The 20,825-nt window shown below is 65.1% G+C and carries 16 protein-coding genes; all 16 read right to left on the minus strand.

What is annotated here, in order from left to right; all coding sequences use genetic code 11:
• Positions 1-332: 332 nt before the first annotated feature.
• Complete coding sequence (gene nagA, locus J7360_RS03325) at positions 333-1,487, minus strand: N-acetylglucosamine-6-phosphate deacetylase (protein WP_007974066.1); 1,155 nt, start codon at positions 1,485-1,487, stop codon at positions 333-335.
• Positions 1,488-1,489: 2 nt separating this feature from the next.
• Positions 1,490-2,518 carry an SIS domain-containing protein gene (locus J7360_RS03330; RefSeq protein ID WP_057663179.1) on the minus strand — a complete coding sequence of 343 codons (1,029 nt, stop codon included), beginning with the start codon at positions 2,516-2,518 and terminating at the stop codon, positions 1,490-1,492.
• Positions 2,519-2,524: 6 nt separating this feature from the next.
• Positions 2,525-3,592, minus strand: a complete 1,068-nt coding sequence (locus J7360_RS03335) for a LacI family DNA-binding transcriptional regulator (RefSeq protein ID WP_003482633.1) — start codon at positions 3,590-3,592, stop codon at positions 2,525-2,527.
• A 40-nt stretch (positions 3,593-3,632) separates the two neighbouring features.
• The gene (locus J7360_RS03340; RefSeq protein ID WP_003482635.1) at positions 3,633-4,910 is read right to left on the minus strand and encodes a sugar MFS transporter; all 1,278 of its coding nucleotides are present in this window, start codon (positions 4,908-4,910) and stop codon (positions 3,633-3,635) included.
• Between the two features lie 43 nt (positions 4,911-4,953).
• Positions 4,954-5,676: a GntR family transcriptional regulator gene (locus J7360_RS03345; RefSeq protein ID WP_005925199.1), complete on the minus strand. Its 723-nt coding sequence runs from the start codon at positions 5,674-5,676 to the stop codon at positions 4,954-4,956.
• A 256-nt stretch (positions 5,677-5,932) separates the two neighbouring features.
• The gene (locus tag J7360_RS03350) at positions 5,933-7,099 is read right to left on the minus strand and encodes a heparan-alpha-glucosaminide N-acetyltransferase domain-containing protein (RefSeq protein WP_057663174.1); all 1,167 of its coding nucleotides are present in this window, start codon (positions 7,097-7,099) and stop codon (positions 5,933-5,935) included.
• A gap of 115 nt (positions 7,100-7,214) precedes the next feature.
• Entirely contained in the window at positions 7,215-9,611 is a 2,397-nt protein-coding gene (locus tag J7360_RS03355; protein WP_209033244.1) for an alpha-N-acetylglucosaminidase, read from the minus strand.
• The gene (galA, locus tag J7360_RS03360; RefSeq protein ID WP_209033246.1) at positions 9,608-12,502 is read right to left on the minus strand and encodes a beta-galactosidase GalA; all 2,895 of its coding nucleotides are present in this window, start codon (positions 12,500-12,502) and stop codon (positions 9,608-9,610) included. Before galA ends, J7360_RS03355 begins: the two co-directional genes overlap by 4 nt.
• Before the next feature lie 150 nt (positions 12,503-12,652).
• Positions 12,653-15,361, minus strand: a complete 2,709-nt coding sequence (locus tag J7360_RS03365; protein WP_209033248.1) for a TonB-dependent receptor — start codon at positions 15,359-15,361, stop codon at positions 12,653-12,655.
• Positions 15,362-16,080: 719 nt separating this feature from the next.
• On the minus strand, positions 16,081-16,791 hold the full coding sequence (gene gspN, locus J7360_RS03370) for a type II secretion system protein N (RefSeq protein WP_057659291.1): 711 nt from the start codon (positions 16,789-16,791) through the stop codon (positions 16,081-16,083).
• A 5-nt stretch (positions 16,792-16,796) separates the two neighbouring features.
• A complete protein-coding gene (gspM, locus tag J7360_RS03375; protein ID WP_057659288.1) occupies positions 16,797-17,273 on the minus strand; it encodes a type II secretion system protein GspM in 477 nt (158 codons plus the stop codon).
• The gene (gene gspL, locus J7360_RS03380; RefSeq protein WP_209033250.1) at positions 17,270-18,358 is read right to left on the minus strand and encodes a type II secretion system protein GspL; all 1,089 of its coding nucleotides are present in this window, start codon (positions 18,356-18,358) and stop codon (positions 17,270-17,272) included. Before gspL ends, gspM begins: the two co-directional genes overlap by 4 nt.
• The gene (gene gspK / locus J7360_RS03385) at positions 18,355-19,344 is read right to left on the minus strand and encodes a type II secretion system minor pseudopilin GspK (RefSeq protein ID WP_057659284.1); all 990 of its coding nucleotides are present in this window, start codon (positions 19,342-19,344) and stop codon (positions 18,355-18,357) included. The genes gspL and gspK overlap by 4 nt, the downstream gene beginning before the upstream one ends.
• A complete protein-coding gene (gene gspJ / locus J7360_RS03390; RefSeq protein WP_007968584.1) occupies positions 19,344-19,946 on the minus strand; it encodes a type II secretion system minor pseudopilin GspJ in 603 nt (200 codons plus the stop codon). Before gspJ ends, gspK begins: the two co-directional genes overlap by 1 nt.
• A complete protein-coding gene (gene gspI, locus J7360_RS03395) occupies positions 19,943-20,323 on the minus strand; it encodes a type II secretion system minor pseudopilin GspI (protein ID WP_057659282.1) in 381 nt (126 codons plus the stop codon). The genes gspJ and gspI overlap by 4 nt, the downstream gene beginning before the upstream one ends.
• Positions 20,307-20,771, minus strand: coding sequence for a GspH/FimT family pseudopilin (locus tag J7360_RS03400; protein WP_057659280.1), 465 nt, complete (start codon positions 20,769-20,771; stop codon positions 20,307-20,309). Before J7360_RS03400 ends, gspI begins: the two co-directional genes overlap by 17 nt.
• Positions 20,772-20,825: the final 54 nt, after the last annotated feature.

Genomic DNA, 20,825 nt, shown 5'->3' on the forward strand with positions numbered 1-20,825 from the left:
GCGTCCGGCGCAGCCCAGTCGGCCCGGCACAACGCTGACACATCACGTGCCGACGGCAACGAGCACGTTTGTTGGGGGAAGGCGAAGCTTACGACATGCGACGACTCGATGCATCAGCCGCTGCATGCCCCTGCATTTCAAGGATCAAACACAACGCACGCGCCGCATCACGCAATGCGGCGCCCCCGATGCCTCGGCCGGCCAAGAAAGGTCGCAAGCAGCGGTGGCTTGGGCACGGTCAGCGCACGGAAGCGGCAGCGGACCGGTGGTAATGCCGCTTCGAGCACCGGCCGCGTTCCGCTGCGGCGACGCAGCCGTGTGGGCGGCGGCGCTTAGTCGCGCTGACCAGCCACCCACGTACTCAACACCTGCACATCGTCATCCACCAGCACCAGATCGGCTTGGTAGCCGGGTGCGATGCGCCCCAGGCGTTCGCCCAGGCCAATGCATTGCGCGGGATAGGTGGAAGCCATGCGCGCGGCTTCGGCCAGGTCCACGCCCAGCCAGCGCACGCTGTTGCGCACGGCGGTGGCCATGTCCAATGCGGAGCCGGCCAGTGCACCATCGGCATTTCGCACCACGCCGTCCACGGCGGTGATGGTTTCGCCGTAGAGGTCGAAGCTGGCGCTTTCGCTGCCGACCATCGGCATGGCGTCGGTGACCAGCAGCAGCTTGCCGCGTGGTTTGGCCGCGAGCGCCACACGCAAGCTGGCCGGATGCACGTGCACGCCGTCGACGATGACGCCGCACCAAACCGTCGGGTCTTCCAGTGCCGCGCCCACCGCATTGGGTTCGCGGCCAGCCAGCTGCGACATCGCGTTGTACACGTGAGTGAAGCCACTGACGCCGGCGGCAATGCCATCGCGGGCCTGCTCGTAGGTGGCCGCAGTGTGGCCGGCGAACACGAGCGCGCCGCCGGCAACGAAGGCAGCAATATCGTCCAGCGGCACGCGCTCGGGTGCGAGCGTGATCAGGGTGACGCCGTTGTCCAATGAGGTATCGACGGCAATCTCGTGCGCGTCCGGCACGCGGAACTTGTCCGCGTCGTGCGTGCCCTTGCGCGCAGGACTCAGGTACGGGCCCTCCAGATGGATGCCGAGTACGCCGGGTACGCCTTGCGCGATGGCCTGGCGAGTGGCATCGATCGCTTCGGCCATCACCTCGGCAGTGTCGCTGATCAAGGTCGGCAGCATGCCGGTGGTGCCGAAGCGACGATGCGCGGCGGCGATCGTGGCCAGTGCCTGCGGGTCGCGTGCGTTGTTGAACAACACGCCGCCGCCGCCGTTGACCTGGATGTCGATAAAGCCCGGCAACAGGCTGGCGCCACCCAGATCCACGCGCGAGTCGGCCTGCGTAACGCGCGCATCGTCGGCCGGCACGATCGCCTGGATCTGCGTGCCAGCCAGCACCACGACCAGGCCGTCCTGCAATCCGTTGTCGGTGAGCACACGTGCGTTGCACAGTGCCTGAGTCGTGAGAGCGTGCATGATCAGACGGTTTCCGTGACCTTGTTCAGATGCGGCGGCAGATCGGGATTGTTGCCACGCTGCAATGCCAATGCGTTGATCGCGCGATAGAAGCTCTGCACGGTCAGCAGCGGCGCACAGGCCGGGTGCGCGGCCTCTGCCAGCGGCAAATCGCCACCGGGCGCGGCCAGCCACACCTGCGCGCCACGCGCGCGGAATTCTTCGGCCAGTGCGCGTGTACCGGCACCGGTTTCGTCGGGCTGTGCGAATACCAGCACCGGGAACCCCGGCCCCACCAGGGCCATCGGCCCGTGCTTAACCTCGGCCGAGCTGTAGGCTTCGGCATGCAGGCCGCAGGTTTCCTTGAACTTCAATGCCGCTTCCTGCGCTGCGCCCAGGCCCAGGCCGCGGCCGAGCACGAACAGGTTGTGCGCAGGCACCAGGCCGGCGGTGAGCGCGGACCAATCGGCCTGCCACGCGCTGCGCAACTGCTGCGGCAATGCGTCGAGCGCGGCAAGCAAGGCGGGGTCGTTTTTCCACACCGCGCCCAGATGCAGGACAGCGGCCAGCGAAGCGAGATAACTCTTGGTGGCGGCCACGCTTTTTTCCGGGCCTGCGCCCAGCGGAATCACCACCTCGGCCAGTTGCGCCAGCGGCGAATCCTCCACGTTGACCAGGGCGACCACGCGCGCGCCGGCAGCCTTGGCGGCTTCGGCATTACGCAGCAGATCCGGGCTCTTGCCCGATTGCGAAATCACGATGTACAGCGCGCCGCGCAGTTGCAGCGGCGCTGCATAGACCGAGCCCACCGACGGCGACGCAGATGCGGTGACGATGCCGAGCTGGGTTTCGAACAGGTACTTGGCATAGGTGGCCGCATGATCGGAGCTACCGCGCGCGCAGGTCACCACGAACGGCGGCGGCGTCTCGCGCAGCGATTGCGCAAGCGCGGCGATGGTGTCGGCATTACGCGCGAACTGTGCAGCAACCACATCGGCGGTCTGCGCCGCTTCGCGGAACATCAAGGTCTCGGTGTCGGAGGGAAGGCTCATCGTGGCTCAGGCAGATTCAGGAGGAAGGGGTTTGCCGGTGGACGCAGGCGCCGGCGCGGTGGAGCCGCGCACCACCAACTGCGGCACGAAGCCGCGGCTCTGCAATTGCGCCGGTTGGTCGTCGTAGGCGTCGCTGCGCAGCTGGCTGATCAACAAGCGTGCGGCATGCCGCGCGATGTCGTCGGTGGCCTGCTTGGCAGTGGTCAATGCCGGCCACGACTGGCGCGAGAACGGGCTGTCTTCGAACCCGGCGATCGACAATTGATACGGCACGTTCATGCCGGTGGACTTGGCTGCGGCCAGCACGCCTGCGGCGATCTCGTCGTTGCTGCCGAAGATGGCGGTAGGCGGCTCGCGCAACGACAACAGCCGGCGTGCGCCACGGAAGCCATCGTCGAAAGTGTAATCGCCGGGAATCACCAGGTGCTTGTCCAGGCTGATGCCGTAATCCTTCAACGCCGCTTCGTAGCCGGCGTAACGTTCGCCGCTGGAGCGATGCTGCGGGCCGCCCCACAGGAAGCCGATACGTTGATGGCCGAGCTGGATCAGGTGCTCGGTGATTTCATACGCGGCATCGCGGTCGTCGATATACACGCACGGGCCATCGCCGGGGTCGTCGGTGGAGGCGATGATGCGCACGCTCTTGATGCCGCGCGCGGCCAGGCCGGCCAGCAATTCCGGCCGCTCGGACATCGGCGCGGTCAACACCACGCCGGCCAGGCGCGAGCGCTGCACCCATTCGGCCAGTTCTTCGGCCAGCAACGGCGAGGTGGAATCGCAGGGATGGATCTGCAAGCCGAAACCGGTTTCGCGGCACGCGGCCAGCACGCCATTCTGGATGCCGATGATGTGGTACGGGTTGGGGTTGTCGTACACCAGGCCGATCACGAACGGCGTGCCGCTGCGCAGATTGCGCGCGGACGGATCGGGTTCGTAGTCGAGATCGGCGATGGCGCGCAGCACGCGTGCACGCGTGGCCTGCATCACCGATGGCTCGTTGTTGATCACCCGCGACACGGTCTTCAACGAGACCTTGGCGCGCTCGGCGACATCTTTGATGGTGGGCCTGCGCATGGATGTACCTTGTCCGTCGGAACGCATCATGCCGCCGCGATCACTTGGCCTGGGCCGGCAGGCCCACGCGATGACCGCGCAGCGAATAGAACAGGATGTACAGATAGCACGGCACCATCAGTGCAGCGAACACGACCTGAAAGTCGTAATGCTGTTTGAGGATGGCGAACAGCTGCGGAATGATCGCGCCGCCAGCAATGCCCATCACCAGCAATGCCGAGCCGATCTCGGTGAACCGGCCCAGTCCGCGAATGGCCAGCGGAAAGATCGCCGGCCACATCATCGCGTTGGCAAAGCCGAGCGCGGCGACGAAGCCCACCGACACGTAGCCGTGGGTGAACAAGGCACCGAGCGAGAACAGCACGCCCAGCACCGCCGACACGCTCAGGTACCGCGCCTGCGAGATCACGCGCGGAATCAGTACCAGGCCGGCGATGTAGCCCAGCAACATTGCGCCCAGCGTGTAGGAGGTGAAGATCTTGGTGCTGTCCAACGGGAGATTGAAGCCGTGCCCGTAGGTGCCGATGGCATCGCCGGCCATCACTTCCACGCCCACGTAGACGAACAGGCACAGCACGCCCAGCCACAGGTGCGGGAACTGGAAGATGCTGGATTTCTGCACGCCGCCGGTCGCGCCCGGCGTGGCGTTGGCCTCGGAGGGCTTGAGCTCGGGCAATGGCGAGAACAGCACGCCAATGGCCAGCAACAGCAGGACGCCAGACATCACCAGATACGGCGCGTGAATCTTAGCGGCGAAGGCGGTGAGCAAGGTTTCCTTGGTCGTCGCATCGGCGCTGGCCACCTGCGCGGACAGGTCGCCGATGCCGTGCAGCACCAGCGAGCCGATCAGGATCGGCGCCAGGATGCCGGCAATCTTGTTGCAGATGCCCATCAAGGCGATACGCCGCGCGGCACTTTCGATCGGCCCGAGAATGCTGATGTAGGGGTTGATCGCCGTCTGCAGCAAGGCCAGGCCGCTGCCGATCACGAACAGGCCGCCCAGTGCGCCCGGATACCAGCGCTGGGTGGCGAACTGGCCGAAGCCTGCTGCGCCCACGGCCATCACCACCAGGCTCAGCGCCAGGCCTTTCTTCATGCCGGTGCGCTTGAGAATCCACGACGAGGGCAAGGCCAGAAAGAAGTACGACAGGTAGAACACCATCAGCACCAGGAATGCGTTGACCTCGTTGAGGTCGAACGCCAGCCGCACGAAGGTGATCAGCGGCCCGTTGATCCAGGTGAAAAAGCCGATGATGAAAAACAGCACGCCGACGATGGCGATCGAGACAACGGGGTTTGCGGGCCTGGCGGTAGTCATGGATCGGCTGGCTCTGAGGTTGTCGTTGGGAATGCCGTTGGCGTCAGCGGCGCAGTTCGGCGACGAAATCGTAGAAGTCGTTGTGGCAATAGGTGTCGGTCAATTCGATCGCGCTGCCATCGCGGGCATAGCCCACGCGCACCACATGCAAAATCGCCTCGCCGGTCTTCATGCGCAGGTGTTCGGCCAACCGTGCGGGCAGATTGATGGCGCGGAAGTACTGCAGCGCGCGCACCACCGGCGTGCCCTGGGCATCGAGATAGCTGTAGAGCGAATCGCCGATCTGCTGCGGGTCGGCCACGATGCGCTGCGGCAACACCGCGTGCTCGTAGGCCATCACGCGGTCGTCGGCGCTGCGCAGACGCGTCAGCGAGGCCACCGCCGCATCCGGCGACAGGCCCAGGCGCAGGATCTCTTCGCCGTGCGCCGGGCGCAGCCGCCGTTCCAGCCAGCGCGTCCCGGGTTCATAGCCCTTGATGCGCAGCGTCTCGCTGAAACTGGTCAGGCCGCTGAGCTGATGCTGGATCTGGGTGGTGACGAAGGTGCCGGCGCCCTGCCGGCGCGAGACCAGGCCTTGTTCGACCAGCACATCCACCGCCTGGCGCAGGGTCACCCGCGAGATCTGCAGCCGCTCGCACAGCTGGCGCTCGGCCGGCAGCGCCTCGCCGGCCTTCCACTGCCCGCCACGGATGGCGTCGGTGAGCTTGGCGGCCAGTTGCAGATACAGCGGGGTCGGCGCGGACGCGTCCAGTGCCAGCGCGTCCATCCTGGGGTCGTCGTCCGTCCTGGCGTTGGTTTTCGGTTTGACCACTGCCTGTCCTCCGGACCGACGGGGATTCGTTAGGTCCAATATAGTACCAATTTGCCCGACGCGCATCAGGCCGCGGTCGACCTCGACGCCCGCAATCGCGTGATTTGCCTCGCCGCGCCACATTGACCGCTGCCCCGGGTGGGCATCGTGCAGCCAGGGCGGAGCTGGTCTGTGCGTTGCGCCCTGGCCCGTCGCCGGATGGGCGATGCCATCACAGCCGCAGGTACCAGCGCCGCCGATCCATCCACCAACCCACCGCACAGCACATCAGCGTGTAGCTCAGCGCACACAGCAGCGAGCCGAGTGGTCCTGGCGCAATGGTCTGGAACACGCCGATGCCGGCCCAGGCGTACAGGTCCAGCCCGGAGCTTCCGGCAGGGATCAGCCGCAACGCCACCACGAACAATTCGGAGAACAGGTAGATCGCCAGCGGGTTGCGCCCCAGGACGGTGAAGAATCCGCTGCCGCCGGTCCAGCCGCGCAATTCCAGCAGGTATACCAATGCCCCCAGCGCCAGCAGATCCAGGCCAACCGTGCAGGCGACGAACGAGCCGCTCCAGAGCTTCTTCGACAACGGCCAGGCCGGTGCCCAGAGCAGCGCCAGCACCACCAGACCTGCGCCCGCCAACAACAAGCTGCGCGTGCTGGCAACGGTCTTGCCTTGTCGCTGCAGGAAGCGCCCGCACAGATAACCGGCCAGCACATTGACCGTGGCCGACAGCGTGCCGAGCAGGCCCTCAGGATCGAAGCCGCCGTCCTTGCGGTACAGGTGATCACGCCCATACAGCCACAGATCCAGGCGAGTGCCGGCATTGCCGGTCTTGCTCAATTCCGCGCCAGGTTGGCCGAAGGCGTACAACAACGCCCAATAGCCCAACAGCAGTGCTAAGCAGACAGGCGCGATGCCGCGTGGTGGCAGATAGCGCACCAGCAATGCCGCCGCCAGGTAGCACAAGCCGATCCGTTGCAATACGCCGGTCAGGCGAAGTTGATCGACCGTCGTGAACGACCATCCACCATCTGGCTGCAGATGGAAAAAAGGAAACCAGTACATCAGCACACCGCACAGCAGGATCAGCGCAGCGCGCTTGCTCACACGGCCGAGGAACTGCAGATGCGGTGTATTGGTTGCCAGCGCGAAACTCATCGCGCTCCCAACCGCGAACAGGAACGAAGGAAACACCAGATCGGCCAGCGTGAAGCCGAACCAAGCCGCGTGGGTCAGCTGCGCGTACGCCTGCGCGCCCGGTCCTGCGGTGTTGACCAGAATCATCAGGAAGATGGTCAGGCCGCGGAACACATCCAGTGAGAGGAAGCGTTCGCGCTTTGACGATGCGGCTGCAGCGGGAGTGGCAGCCGCGGGCGTGCGTGCGCTCATTGCACGCCCTCGCCCACGCCATGGAGGTGGATGCGACATGCATACCTGGTGGTCTGGGCTCCTGCATCGACGCAACTGCGCTCCGGCATGAACGCTGTGCGCAACACGGATTCGTTCATTGAGCGACCCCTTGCGTGGTGCTTTGAACGCCACCGGATGCACTTTCCTGCCGCGCGTCTCGCCCGTGATCCTGCGAAGCGCGTTGCTTTGGATCGTGCGCATCTACCTGTGCCAGCAAGGTGTGCAGCAAGCGCAATGGCTCACGTGGCGGCTGACGCTTCAACATCTCGTCCTGCGCGGACCATTGGCGTTCCCATGCTGCAAGCTGGTGATCCACGGCCACCGCATCGAACGGCGTGCCGGCCTTGCGTGCAGCACGATACGCGCTGAGAAAGCGCGTCCAACGCTGCAGATAGAAGTCTGCGTACATGCCCTGCCACGCCTTGGATGCGTAGTCAGCAAGGTTGCCGTCGCCGCCCCAGACACTGACCTGCGCCCGCGCATTGCCGACATAGGCGCGCCGCAATCCGGCATCATGGCCGGCCGCAGCGGCGGCCTGGCCGGTCCAGTCGGCCAAGGTGTCGTGTTGCCCGCCAACTAGCGCATCCAGTCCCCGCACCAGTTGCGTGGTGCGCGCCAGCTGCGCATCGCCGCGCGCGAAATCGCCGGCATTGTAGGCCTGCACCACTGCCTGCAACTGACGGTCGGCCTGCAGGCTCAGGTAGTGGCGCGCGTCTTCGATCAAATCGTAGCGATACAGCGGCGCGTCGGCATAACGGTTGGCCTGCTGCAGCAACGCATCGATGGCGCGGCGCAGGCGTTGCGGGTCGCCAGGACGATCGTCGAAATCGACGATGTCGGCAGTCGGCCGCTTGAACAGCAGGTAGGCACCGGCACGCTTGTTCCACCAGCGTGGCGACCAGTAGCGGGTCTGGTAGATGCCTGCTTCCAGATCAGCCCATGCGCCCAGTAATGCAGCATCGCTGCGGCCGTAGCGCGCGCGCAGATAGTGCGTGAGCCACTGCGACCACGATTGTTGCGGGCCTTCCCAGGCCAGCGCGTAGAGATACTCGTAGATCACCGAATTGCTGTGCAGGCCTTCCGGAAACACGCCGAAGCCGCGCAGATTGCGTTTGCCCGGATCGGCCAGCAAGGCTTGCAGATCTTGGCGATAAAACGCGAAGTCGCCGTACAACGGATTGCTAGCGCCGTAGTTATGCACGTAGCCGTAGATCCACTGTTTGTTGTCGAAGGCCTGCGATGCCTTCCAGGTACCGGGATAGCGGTCGTTGCCGATGTCCAGCACCATCAAGCGCGCGTCGGGCACCTTGCCGAGAAACGCAGCGATCGCCTGCGCTTGCCAGAACTCGCGGTCGGCACCGAACAGCCAGCCCTGCATCACCCAGGTCGCCTTCGGATTCACCTGCGCGATGGAGCGATACAACGCCTGCCCGTACTCGGCCAGGCGTGCATCGCGTTGCGCTGGCGGTACCGCTTTTGCCCGCGCAGCATCGGAGTTGGCGATGCTGTCGCCGTACTTGGCGGCAGTCACGTCGCTGCCATCGTCGGCCACGGGTGGCAGCATTTCGTTGAAGGCATCGGCCAGGTAGAACTCGCCTGCGCCGTAGGTCTGGGTGTACAGCTCAAGGAACCGCCGCGCGACCTTGGCAAACAGCGGATCGCGCGGATCCAGCCAATAGGTCTCGTGAAAGCCTTCCCAGGCGCGCATGCGATAGATGCGCGCATGCGGATGCGCCTGCGCGAACGCCCTGGGCACGTAGCCGGCAAATGCCGGCAGCACCGGCTGCATGCCCAACTCGCGCATGCGCTTCAGGATCTGCTTCTGCAGCACGCGTTTGCTATCGATCCAGTGTTGCGGCAGCGGTGCGCGATAGCCTTCGATATTGCCCATGCGCTGCCACGGCGTGAACGCCGGGCCGGAAAAATACTCCGCCAGCGCGTCATCGCTGACATCGAACTGTCGCCACAACGCTTGCCAGATCGCTTCCTGGCCTTCCATCGCCAGCGGCATGTCGATGCCATGCAAGGCCATCCAGTCGATCTCGCGCTGCCAGCGCGGCCAATCCCAGAACGGCGTCGTGTAGCCGTAGGTGCAGGTATTGAGATAGGCGCGGTGGGCAAAGGGCGTGCGCACTTGACCACTGCTGTAGGCCGGCCATTGCGCTGGCAGTGCCACGCGGTCTCCCTCCCAACTCATCGAGGCCGCACCGGCTTGACCGAGATACGCATAGGCGCCACGCGCCAAGGCCACTTGCGAGGAGCCGGCAATGCGCACCGTATCGCCGCCAGCGTCGATGCGATACCAGTCTGCACCATCGCCACGCGGTGCGACGGTCATGTCGAACTGGGCGGCACGCGCGCCGATCAGGCGCTGCACGACCGCCTGCGCGGGCGGTGCCGCCAGCACGGGGACGGGAGTGGCGAGCAACGCACCCAGCACCACGGCGAACAGGCGCGCAGGCGACGATGAGGAAAACAGTGAGCAGGTCATGGCGAGTTCCGATAATGCACGGTAACGACGTCGTGGAATCCAAACGGTTGATCGGCAGCGACCTGCAGAATCACTGCCAGCGTGCGCTCGCCGGCCGCGGGTGCAAGCGCCACGGTGATCAGTGTTCCGGCCGCTGCCTGGGCGACCGCGCGGCCGTCCAGAAATACCTGCGCCGGCCCGCTGAGGCGGCCCAGGTCGAGTATGCCGCCGCGGATCTGCATGCCCTGCCAGGGTGTGAATTGACTGCGATACAACACATAGCCGGCACGTTCGGGAGCGCTCTCCAAGGTACCTGGCAACGTATTGCTCCAGCTGTTGTTGTCGTTAGGACGGCGCGGGAGATCCGGTGCGGGCGGCTGCGCGAATGCAGCGGTGTGGCGCCAGCTTTCGACCACCATCACCGGCGCCGCGATCGGCACCGATGCCGGCAGCGGCGCCGACGTGCGGCCGATGTCAAGCGCTGCATCGCGCAATCCGGGGCTACTTGCCTGCAGGCGCAACACGCCCGCACCCCTCCCGGCTTGCACGATTGCCTGCGCCAGTCCGTTGAACAACGCCACCTGCGTGCTGTGATCGGCTGCATGCGAATTCGGATCGCCATTGCCGACACCCAATAGCCGGCCGCCGCTGATCTGCAGCGCCAGCAGTGCATTGCAATCGGGCACGTGGCGCCCCTGCGCGTCCACCGCTTCCAACGTCACCGGTTGCGCATCGCGGCCATCGCCGTGCAGTTCGCTGCGCTCGGGGGTGAGTTTGAGCGCGACCGGGGCGCCGGTGGTTTCCACGCGCGTGCGCGCCACTTCGTGTCCCCCGCGCCAGGCCACCGCTTCGAGCACGCCCGGCGCGTAGTCCACCTGCCATTGATTCGATTGCGCACGATCCACCGCTTGTTTCCCGAGCGAGCGGCCGTTGAGCCACAACTCCACCTGCTCGGCATTGCAGAACGCCATGACCTTGATCGGCTGACCTTGACGGCCGGGCCAGTTCCAGTGCGGCAACAGATGCAGTACCGGTGCATCGTCGATCCATAAGGCGCGACGCAGCCAATAGGCGCCCTTGGCAAATCCGCATTGGTCCATGATGCCGAAGAACGACCCCACCGATGGCCATTCGAACGGCGTGGGTTCGCCGCGATAATCGAAGCCGGTCCACACGAAACTGCCGGCGACGAACGGGCGTTCGGCAATCAGCTGCCAGGCGCGGCGATGGGTATTGCCCCAGTCCGCGGCCAGGCTGTCGTCTTCGGCCACCACGTGCGCGTCCAGATCGGTGAACCACGCACCACGCGTCTGAAACGCACTGGTGTCTTCGCTGGACAGCATCGGCGTGCGCGGACGCGCTGCGTGCACGCGGTCGTAGTTGTACTGACGATAGTTGAAACCGAGCACGTCCACCACGTCGGCCGCGCCGCCGGTGGCGAACATGCCGTCGTTCATGCCGGCGGTGATTGGGCGCGTGTCGTCGAGCGCCCGCACCGCGCTGGCGGCGCGCGCCATGATCGCGTAACCGGTGGCGGTGCCTTGCAGCGGCTCTTCGTTGAGCAGCGACCACAGAAACACGCTCGGATGATTGCGCTGGCGCCGCACCATGTTGCGCAGCAACGCCACATAGTCGGGCGCAGGATTGAACAAGCGGTTCTCGGCCATCACCAGCATGCCGAGACGGTCGCAAGCCTGCAGCAGTTCCGGCGCCACGGCGTGATGCAGACGGATGGCATTGCAGCCAATCGATTTTAGCCGCCGCAGACGAAACACATGCAGCGCATCGGGCAACGCCACGCCGACGCCAGCATGGTCCTGATGCAGGCAGACGCCCTTGATCTTGAGCGCACGCCCATTGAGAAAGAACCCGTGATCGGCGTCGAAGCGCAGGCTACGAAAACCGACCTCGCATGCGGCACGGTCGCTGCGGCCATCCGCGCTGCGCACCTCGGCTTGCAGCCGATACAGCACGGGTGTGTCCACGCTCCAGCGCTGCGGCTGCGGCACTGCGATGCTGAGCGCCGCCTGTGCCGTGCCGAATGCGGCGACGCGTCGTTGTGTCTCGCCATGCGCCACGACCGCGCCATGCGTGTCGCGCAAGACGACCTCGACCCACGCATCAGCGGGCTGTTCACCGCTGTTGACAAGGTCCAACTGCACCGGCACCTGCCAAACATCGCCTGGGCCTTCCCGCGGTACGGCTGCCAGGCCGTCGCCGGCGATATGCAGTGGCGCGCGCAACACCAGCCAGGTGTGTCGGTAGATGCCGCCGCCTTCGTACCACCACCCATCCATGGCCTCGGCATCGACGCGGATGGCGATGCAGTTCAATGCATTGCCATAGCGTGCGACGGGCGTGATGTCGATCGCCAGCCCGTTGTAGCCACTCCAACTGCGCGCCATCAGCATGCCGTTGACCCACACCGTGGCATGGCTGGCGACACCGTCCAGACGCAGTTCCATTGCTTGGCCGCGCACTGCCTCTTCCAGCCGAAACGTGCGCCGGTACCAGGCGATACCGCGCGGGCGATAGCCTTGCGCGATGTTAGCGTCGGCGCGCACCGCTTGCTCCAGTACAAAATCGTGCGGCACTTGCAGCTGCCGCCAACCGGTATCGTCGAACTCCGGCGCCGCTGCGCCCCAGGCCCGGCCCGCCTTGCCATTGGCGTACGTCTCGTCCTGCCCCAGCAGGCGCGGAAATGGCACATCGCCGGCATGGAAGCGCCATCCCTCGTCCAGATCCAGCCATTGGCCTCCGGCATCTGTCGCGGAGCCCTGTGGCCTGGGACGCGGCTTGGCGCGGGTGCCGACACGTGTGGTGTCTGCGGCTGCCGCGCCAGACACCAGCACAGGCACGCTGAGCAGCGATGAGGCACCGACGCTGCCGGCTAGGAACTCACGCCTGCGCATGGCAGCGCCTGGTCAACTGCAGTGCATGCACGTCACATGGTGCCTGCACTGCTACTGCATGGCACGCTTCCAACCAAACAGCATTGTTGCCCTCACTGCTGGACGCCGCACGCAACTGTGCACGGCGGCCCGAAGCGCGCTGCCTCAGCATCAAAGCATGTCCCACTGCATCGACAGGTAGTAGCTTGGACCGGTGACGCCCGTCATCTGCCAGTGGCTGGGGATGTCCTTGTACGCTTCTTCCTTTCGGTTGGTGAGATTCAGGCCGCCCAGCTGGAAGCTCAGCTTGTCGTTGACCTGGTAGCCAAGCACTGCATCCAGCTGCGTGCGCGCCTTCATGATGTGGCCTTCGCGCGCGAAGAAGCTGTCGCTGCTGTCCTGTTCGTACTCGCTGCGATGATTGAGCGACACGCGTGCCGAGTAATGTGCGCTTTCCCAGTACGCGGTCGCGTTCCAGGTCTGTTCGGACAGGTTGCGGATCTTGAAATCGGTATCGCGCTGCGGAATCACCCGGGTGAAATTGGTGGTGAACCCGAAACCATCGATCGGCAACCAGGCATCCAGCGATTGCGTCCAGCCCAGCTCGTAACCGCGAATCTTTACCTTGCTGGGGTCATTGGTGGTGGCGGTGATCTCGTAGATGTCGCCGTTACGACTCACACAATCGCCGGCTGCATTGCTGGACAGCGCGGTGCCGTTGAAGGCGGCCGGGCAAACGATGCGATTGAAGGTGCCGTTCTTGATGTTCTTCCAGAATCCGGCCACGGTCAGCGCGCCGCCGTTGCCGTAATACCACTCCAGGCTCAGGTCGGCTTGCTCGGCGGTCAATGCCTTCAGATCGGTCTGGCCCTGGGCGACGACATAGGTGGTGGTGCCGCCAGTATTGGTGCCGGTGGAAATCGTCGAAGCGATCGCGGTGTTGCTGTCCAGAATCGGTCGCACCAGGACCTTGGCGGCCGCAAAGCGCAGCAACAAGTCCTCGCGCATATCCAGCACCAGATTCAGGCTGGGCAACCAGTTGGAATACGCGTAGGGCGCGCGATCGGTGCCGACCACGACATTGGCATCGTCGCTCGCGGCTTGCGTCTGAGTCAGGTAGGTATCGGTGGTGCGTTTGGTATTTTCGTAGCGCACGCCGACGTTGCCGCGCAGACGCATGCTGCCGATGTCGGTGTCGATGCGCGCCATCGCATACGCCGAAGAAATGTCGTTCTCGATGCTGTAGCTGCTCTGCGGTGCGAACAGCACCGGCACGGTGATGCCCGCGGCCGCCAGCGAGCGCGCATAAGCCGCCACGTCCGGGGTGACCCAGCTGTCCTGCGAGGCGAGTTGTCCGTCAAGGAAGTTGCTGACCGTACTGCTGGCTGCGGACAGCTCCGGGAACATGTCGAAGCCGGACACCGCACCGGTCCTGAGCAGATACAAGAAGTCGCGCCGGCGCACATCGCGATCGAAGGTTTCGCGACGGTATTTGGCACCGAAGCGCACCGCGTTCAACGCGCCCAGTTCAAGATACCGTTCGGCATCCAGTTGCAGCGACCATTCCTTGTTGCTGAGCGACTGGATGGAGCCGTTGGGGTATTCGCTGCGCACCAGATTGGCCTTGTTCCACGCACTGGCGTCAGTGGCATCGGCATCGGTGGTCAGCGAGATCGCGTCGGGATTGGAGGTATCCAGCAGCGTTGCCGAGGGAATCCGTCCCAGGATCGCGGCGCGCTCGTTCTCGTCGGTCTTGCCCCGGGTGTAATTGGCCGCGCCACTCAGCGTCCAGGCATCGCCCTTCCACTTGAAGTCGTAGGTGAGCAACTGAGTGGACAGATTGTGCTGTTCGATCTGATGATTATTTTCCAGCCAGTAATCCGACGCCGACACCTGTGTGGCGGTCAGCCCGTTGGTCTGCAGCACTGTCAGCGGACTGCGCTCAAACGAGTACACCAGCTGGTTCATGTCGTTGGCGGTCCTGTCCTGCGAATACAGCGCAGTGAGGTTCATCTCCAGCTGGTCGCCAGGCTTGCATTGCAGCCCGCCATTAAACATCTTGCGCGTGGTCTCGCGCTCGATCGAGCGATAGCGCGGACGGCGTGGGATATACAACGTGCCGGCGTCGGTGGCCTGCGTATACCAACGGTCGATCCACAGATAATCGGCACGATCCTTGAGCTTCTGATAGCCGGCGCTGAGAAACACGCCAAGATCGCCCGCACCGAACTTGAACTGGTCGATATAGGTCAGCACGCCCTTGGGCGTTGGCGAACCGCCGGCAAACTCGGAGTACTGCGTTTTTGCTGAGAGCAACAGTTTGGTCTGCTGGTAGTCCAGGGGTTTGGTGGTGTTGATGTTGACCGTGCCCGACAGGCCACCGGCGTCCATGTCCGCCGACAGCGACTTGATCACCTCGATGCCGGCGGCCACTTCTGGCTGGATGATGTCGTAGCGGAAGCCATCGGTGAAATCGGCGCTTTTGATCACCTGGCCGTTGATGGTGGTGGCCGAATACTGCGGCCCCAGGCCACGCACGCTGATGGTGGAACCGCGCCCGTTGATAGTGGAAATCTGCACACCGGGAATGCGCTGGATCGCCTCTGCAATGTTTTCGGCAGGAAACTTGCCGATGTCCTGCGCAGAGATGCCGTCGGTCATGCGCACGTCGTCGCGCTTGTTGTCCATCGCGGTGATCAGGCTCTTCTGGTAGGAGCTAGTGACCTTGATGGCATCGAGTTGGGAGATCTGCGCCGATGCTGCCGCCGATGCGTCCTGTGACTGCGCGTTGGCGCCGCAGGCAAGCAGCGACAACGCAATGGCGAGGGACAGCGAGGAGGGCGAACAACAACGCAGCGGGGCACGCGGGAGAGGCGACATGAAAGATCCTGAAGTGGAATGGCTGGACGACGACGCAGGTGGCGTTCCGATCGATCAGCGATGACAGATCCCGGCGCTGGCAACCCAACCACACGCGCACAGGTCACCAGTTCCGGACGTCCGGAACCGCCTGCGATCTGTTGTCTGCAAGCACCCCGCAAGCCCCCCGTGGGTGCCGATGCCGCGTCCGTCCCAGGACGGGCACGCATGCCATTGCTGATCAACGGCCCTGACTGGAAAGTACCAATTCAGTGGAGTTGATTCTTATGGTCTCTAAAAGATCGTGTCAACAGTCACTTTCGAAAGTGTTCGATAGCACTCTGATAATGCACTCGATCCTTGCCGCCATTGACCTGCAACGGTGCGTGCAAGGATATTGGGTGCCCACCGGGCATCGTTGTCACATGACCAGTCACTGACCAATTCCCTGCGACCAGACCAATTTTGCGGCGCCCACGTTGCGGCCCCGGCATTGCAATCACTGCTGGCTGCGTCAGCGTCCTTCGCAGCGTGCTCATGTGTGTTCCAAAGCGCGTATCGCGTGGACTTGCGCAGGCGAATCCGTGCCCCGATGACTGCGTGCCGCGCCATGACGACAACGTTGTCAACGGATGAGCCTATACGCCGTCCAATCGCCGCAACGACCACATCGACCGTGACGCATGCACGCTCATGGTGCAGAAGACGGACACGGTGGCACGTCGCCAGTCATGGCGTTTCTAGTGCAATCGACCTTCATCGTTGCGCAAAAACCCGCGCTCCGGAGTAGCAGCGAAGCCCAGCAATTGCAGTCCGACACCCAACACTGCGTCCTGCGCTGGATCCACGCGCGACTGCAGTTGCCAGCGTCCGTCGGGCCAGAGTTGCAGCTGCGCCTCGGCCTGCACGCCGGCGGGCAATGCGGTGTCGGGCAGCAAGGTCAGCACGGCGGTGTGATCCAGGCACGCCGGCTGCCCGGACAAGCGCAGCGGCGGCAGGCCGGGCAGCGCGCCCGCCCCGCTTGCCAGCAACTGCAGGCTGACCCGCCCATGCGCCTGCACGCAGCCGGTGGCATCGAATAGCAGATCGACCTGCTGTAGCTGCAATGCCAGATCGATCAGTGCCACGCCACCCGGCTGGCGCACCAGTAGTTGGCCCTGTGCATTGCGAATGCCGCGTTGTGCACCGTCCACCAACAGCAGTTGCAACTGTGTGGACTGCAAATGCACCTGACGTTGGCCACGCAACAGCGGCCAGACCCGCGGCCGCACCGCCACATCGCCGAACACGATGCCTTGCCATTGCACCTGCCGCAACGTGCCGGCCCAGATCGGACCCTCCACATCCAGCACCGAGAACGGCAGCCCCTCGCGCGGCAGCACCAGGCGCAACGGGACAAATGCCAGCAGCGCGACGCCCGCCATCGACAACACGATCAAGCCCCAACGCACGCGTGTCACGGTCCCGATTCCGCAAACCCGCAGCGTACGCGGAGTTGGCCCTGATCGCGTGCCACGCTCAGTTGTGTCGGCGCCAGGCCGTGCGTCTGTCGCAATCGCTCAAGCCAGCCGAACAGCGCGGCGGCACTGACGGCCTCGATCTGCACCTCCACCCCGCCCGCGGCGCTGCGCTGTTGGGAGGTGATGTTGACGCCGGCATCGCGTGCGCTGCCTGCGATGATCTCGGCCAGGGCCGCTGAGCCCGGTGCGGCGGCGCGTCTGGTCGACGCTGCCTGCGCAGATGCATCGAGCACCAGCTGCGCAGCAGCCGCATAGCGCGCCCAAGCCCGGTCATGCCAGTGCCGCAATGGGACGTAAAGCGCATACCAGCCCACCAATGCCGCCAGTGCGGCGCACATCACACCCAGCATGCGCCGCTCACGCGGCGCCCGCGCCTGCCACCAGTGCGTGCCGCGTTGCACAGGTGCCTTCATCGTAGTGGCCCCAGCGTCAACGGTGTCCGCATGCGACCGTCTTCGACCTGGCTGCTGCCCGGATCCACGTGCCAGCCGGCATCCGCAAGCCGCGCCGAGAGCTGCTGCAGGCTGGCGTCATCGTTGTGCAGCAAGGTCACGCGCAACGGCTGTGCGGCGTTGTAGTCCAGCTGATCCAATTCTGCCGCTGGAAGGGTATCGACTGCGCCGAACAAGGTGCTCAGTTGCACCGCCAGGCGATCGGTCGCCGTGCCGGCCTGCCGACGCGCCTGCAATGCGGCTGGCACCGCCGCTGCATCGCGCGCACCCAACTGCGTGGCGGCGCGCGCTTGCAGTACACGCGCACCGATCTCGTAGCGCAAGGTCTGGGCCAGCAACAGCAACCCCGGCGATAGCAGCACCAGCGCAGCCAGCACCGCCAGCCGGCGCGGAGCGCGCTGTTGCTCAGCAGCGGCCTTGTTCGCGAACGGGTGCTGCAGGAGATCGATCGGCACGTGCGCAGCGTAGCGCGCAAAGCAGGCGATCGACTGCGTCGGGTCGGGCCCCGGCGGCACTGCCGGCACACGATCGCCCAGCAGCAGACGCGCTGCCTCTGGCTCCAGGCTGCAGGCCAGCTGTGCGCCGCGGATCAGCCAACGGCCGTCCCAGTGCATCACTGCTACCGTCGCATCGACACCGGGCTCCAGCAACAGGCAATCCGGCACCACCGCATCGGGAGCGAAGCCGAGTTGCGTTGCGCGCGCCAGCCACTGCTGCATCGCTACGCTGTCCACTGCGGCGATCAGGCGCGTGCCATCGGCCTCAGCGCTATCGGCGATCACCACATGCAGCGCCTGCGTCTCAATCGCCAGATGCTCGGCCAGTTGCAGACGCGCGGCGGCCCGTGATTGCGCCATGCTGCGGCCAGGCAAGCGCAACCAGCGCAGATGCACATCCACACCCGGCACCACCAGGAGGGTGCGCGCGGGTGGCTCGGGCGGCGTGGTGGCTTGACCCACCGACTGCACCTGCCCCTGCGCATCCACACGCACCGCAATGGATTCGGCGGCTGCATCGGCTGGCAGCAACAACAACGTGGTGGTCATTGGTCAGAACTCCATTGGCGTGCGACCAGTCGGACCCGGCCTGCCGTTTCCTGTTGCAGCAACGCTTCCAGCATGACCTGCGCGCCGGCATGGTCGACCTGGCTGTAAAGAGAGAAGTAACGGGTGCGCAGTGCGAGCTGTTCCATCACCGCATTGGACAACTCGGCCTGCACCAGCGCCGGCTGGCTGAGAAACATCCGGATGTCGCGCCATCCTCCAGCCGGCCGTGCAGCGATAACGCGTCGCGCGGCCGGCAGCTCCAGCGCTCCTCCGGTCAACGCCACCAGCACCGGCGCATCGTCCAGGCGCAGCGTGTTGATATTGATCGGCGACAAGCGGCCCTCCGGCAATGCGCAGACATACGGCTGCAGTTGCGCAATCAGTTGCGGCGTATAACCGGCAATGGCGCGCAATTCGCTGACGCCTTCCAGCAGGGTTGCACCGGTGCGCTGCGGTGCGGCGGCCTGCAGGTAGCGGTCGTCTTCGGCACCGTGCACGCCCGGCTGTGTGTCGGAGTCGATCCAGTCCACCAATGCGTCGGTCAACGCATGCGCCTGTTGCGGGGCGATGCCCAACACGTCGAGCAATGCGCGATATTGGCGTGCTCCCTCATCGCTACGCTGCCATTGTTCGGGCGCACCAACGACCACGCTGTTGAGATTGAAGCAGCCGCCGCGATCGCGCAGACGCACGCTCACCGCACCGTCATCCAGTGGAAAGCGGATCGGCTGGTCGTTCCAGCCGCCGTCCAGCGTCGTGCGCAGCGGATCGCGCTTGGACAGCGCCTGCAAGCGTTGCCGCGCAACGGCCTCGCTGCCCAGGGCGTACCACTGCGCTTGCGTCATGGCTTCGCCATTGCCGCTGCGGCGCAGACCAAAGCGCAGGTCTTCCAGCACGGCCACCATCAGCAAGGTCATCACGGCAACCAACAGCAATACCGTGAGCAAGGCCACGCCGCGTTGCCTGGCAGGTACGTGCAATGCCATCACCTGCGCCCTTCCGGCAACAGGAACAGTTGGCGTACGCGCCCCCAGTGCTCCAGGTCCAGCTCCAACGCGATCGCATCCGGCAACGCTTCAAGCCCACCGCTCCAGCCATCGCTCCATTGCGCCCGGTAATGGAATGCCACCGCCGCCGAACGCACGCCGCGCAACAGCACTTGCGGCGTGCCAGCTGCCGCGCCGTCGAGCGCAGAGCGTGCGCTGCGCTCCAGCCGCCCATCCACGACCCGATATTCCACGTATTGCAGCGACGCACGCGGCGCCTGGTCCGGATTGCTCCAGCCACGTCGCACGAACCCGAACAAGGGCCCGTACGTCCCGGACGCACTCGCAACAAATGCGCTGCGTGCGGCGCTGCCCTCGCTGTTGCGGGTACGGCGCACCGCGGCCTGCTGCAGGTCGCTGCGCAGCAGGCCATGGGCCAATTGAAAGTCGCGAATCTGCTGCAGCCGCGCGCGCACGGCATCGCGCTGATCGATGCTCTGCCGCATCACCGCCACCGCAGCTGCGGCCACCAACGCGAACACCGCCAAGGCCACCAGCAGTTCGATCAAGGTGAAGCCACGCGTGCGCTGTTTGCGGATCATTCAGCGCTCCGCAAGACATTCAGACCGGCAACTTCCTGCACTTGGCCTGCGGGGCGCACGCGCACCTCGATCCGCAACAGGCCTGCAGCGCCGGCCGGCAGCGACTGGCGTTGCCACTCCCAGCTGCGCCCGCCGAGCATTACCTGCCCGTTCGCAGGCGCACGGATTGCCGGAGCCGGCGCCAGCGTCGCTTCAATCGCCTGGTTTTCTGCCACCACCGCGGCAAGTGCGCGCTCTTCCAATACCACCGCGGTGCGCGTGCTCTCGCCGGAAAGGTTCAACAGGCCGACCACCGCCATGCCGAAGATCGCCAGCGCGACGATCAGTTCGAGCAGCGAGAATCCGCCCGATGCGCGTGCGTTAACGAGAGGGCGCATCGACCTGCACCACGCCTGCGGCATCTACCACTATCTGCATCTGTTGCCGGCCATCGCCCAATGCGATGCGCTGCGGTGTGGCCGCACCGGTGGGGTCGAAGCGCACACTCACGCGTGTACTGTCGGCAGGCAGCTGCACCTGGACGTCTTGCGGCCAGCGCATCGCGGCAAATGGCGCTTCGTCCAAGGCGACCCACTGCTGCTGCGCCTGACGCCGGAAACCATAGCCGCCGGCATCGATGCTGACCTCCACCATGCGCAAACTCATGATCGCCTCGTCGCGTGCATGCATCAGCGCGCTGGCCAGCGCGTCGGCATGATCGTGCAGATCGCGCCGCGTATCCGGCAAGGTCATCACCACCAAACTGCTGGCCAGCGCGGCAATGACCAGAACGGCAAGCACTTCGAGCAAGGTAAAACCACGCGCGCATCGGTTGGCCATGGGCATCGGCACGCGCGGGGAACACTGCCGTGGAGGGCCCAGCACTGCAGACACGGCCGG

The sequence above is a fragment of the Xanthomonas sp. D-99 genome, from assembly GCF_017746145.1.
Lineage (GTDB): Bacteria > Pseudomonadota > Gammaproteobacteria > Xanthomonadales > Xanthomonadaceae > Xanthomonas > Xanthomonas cissicola.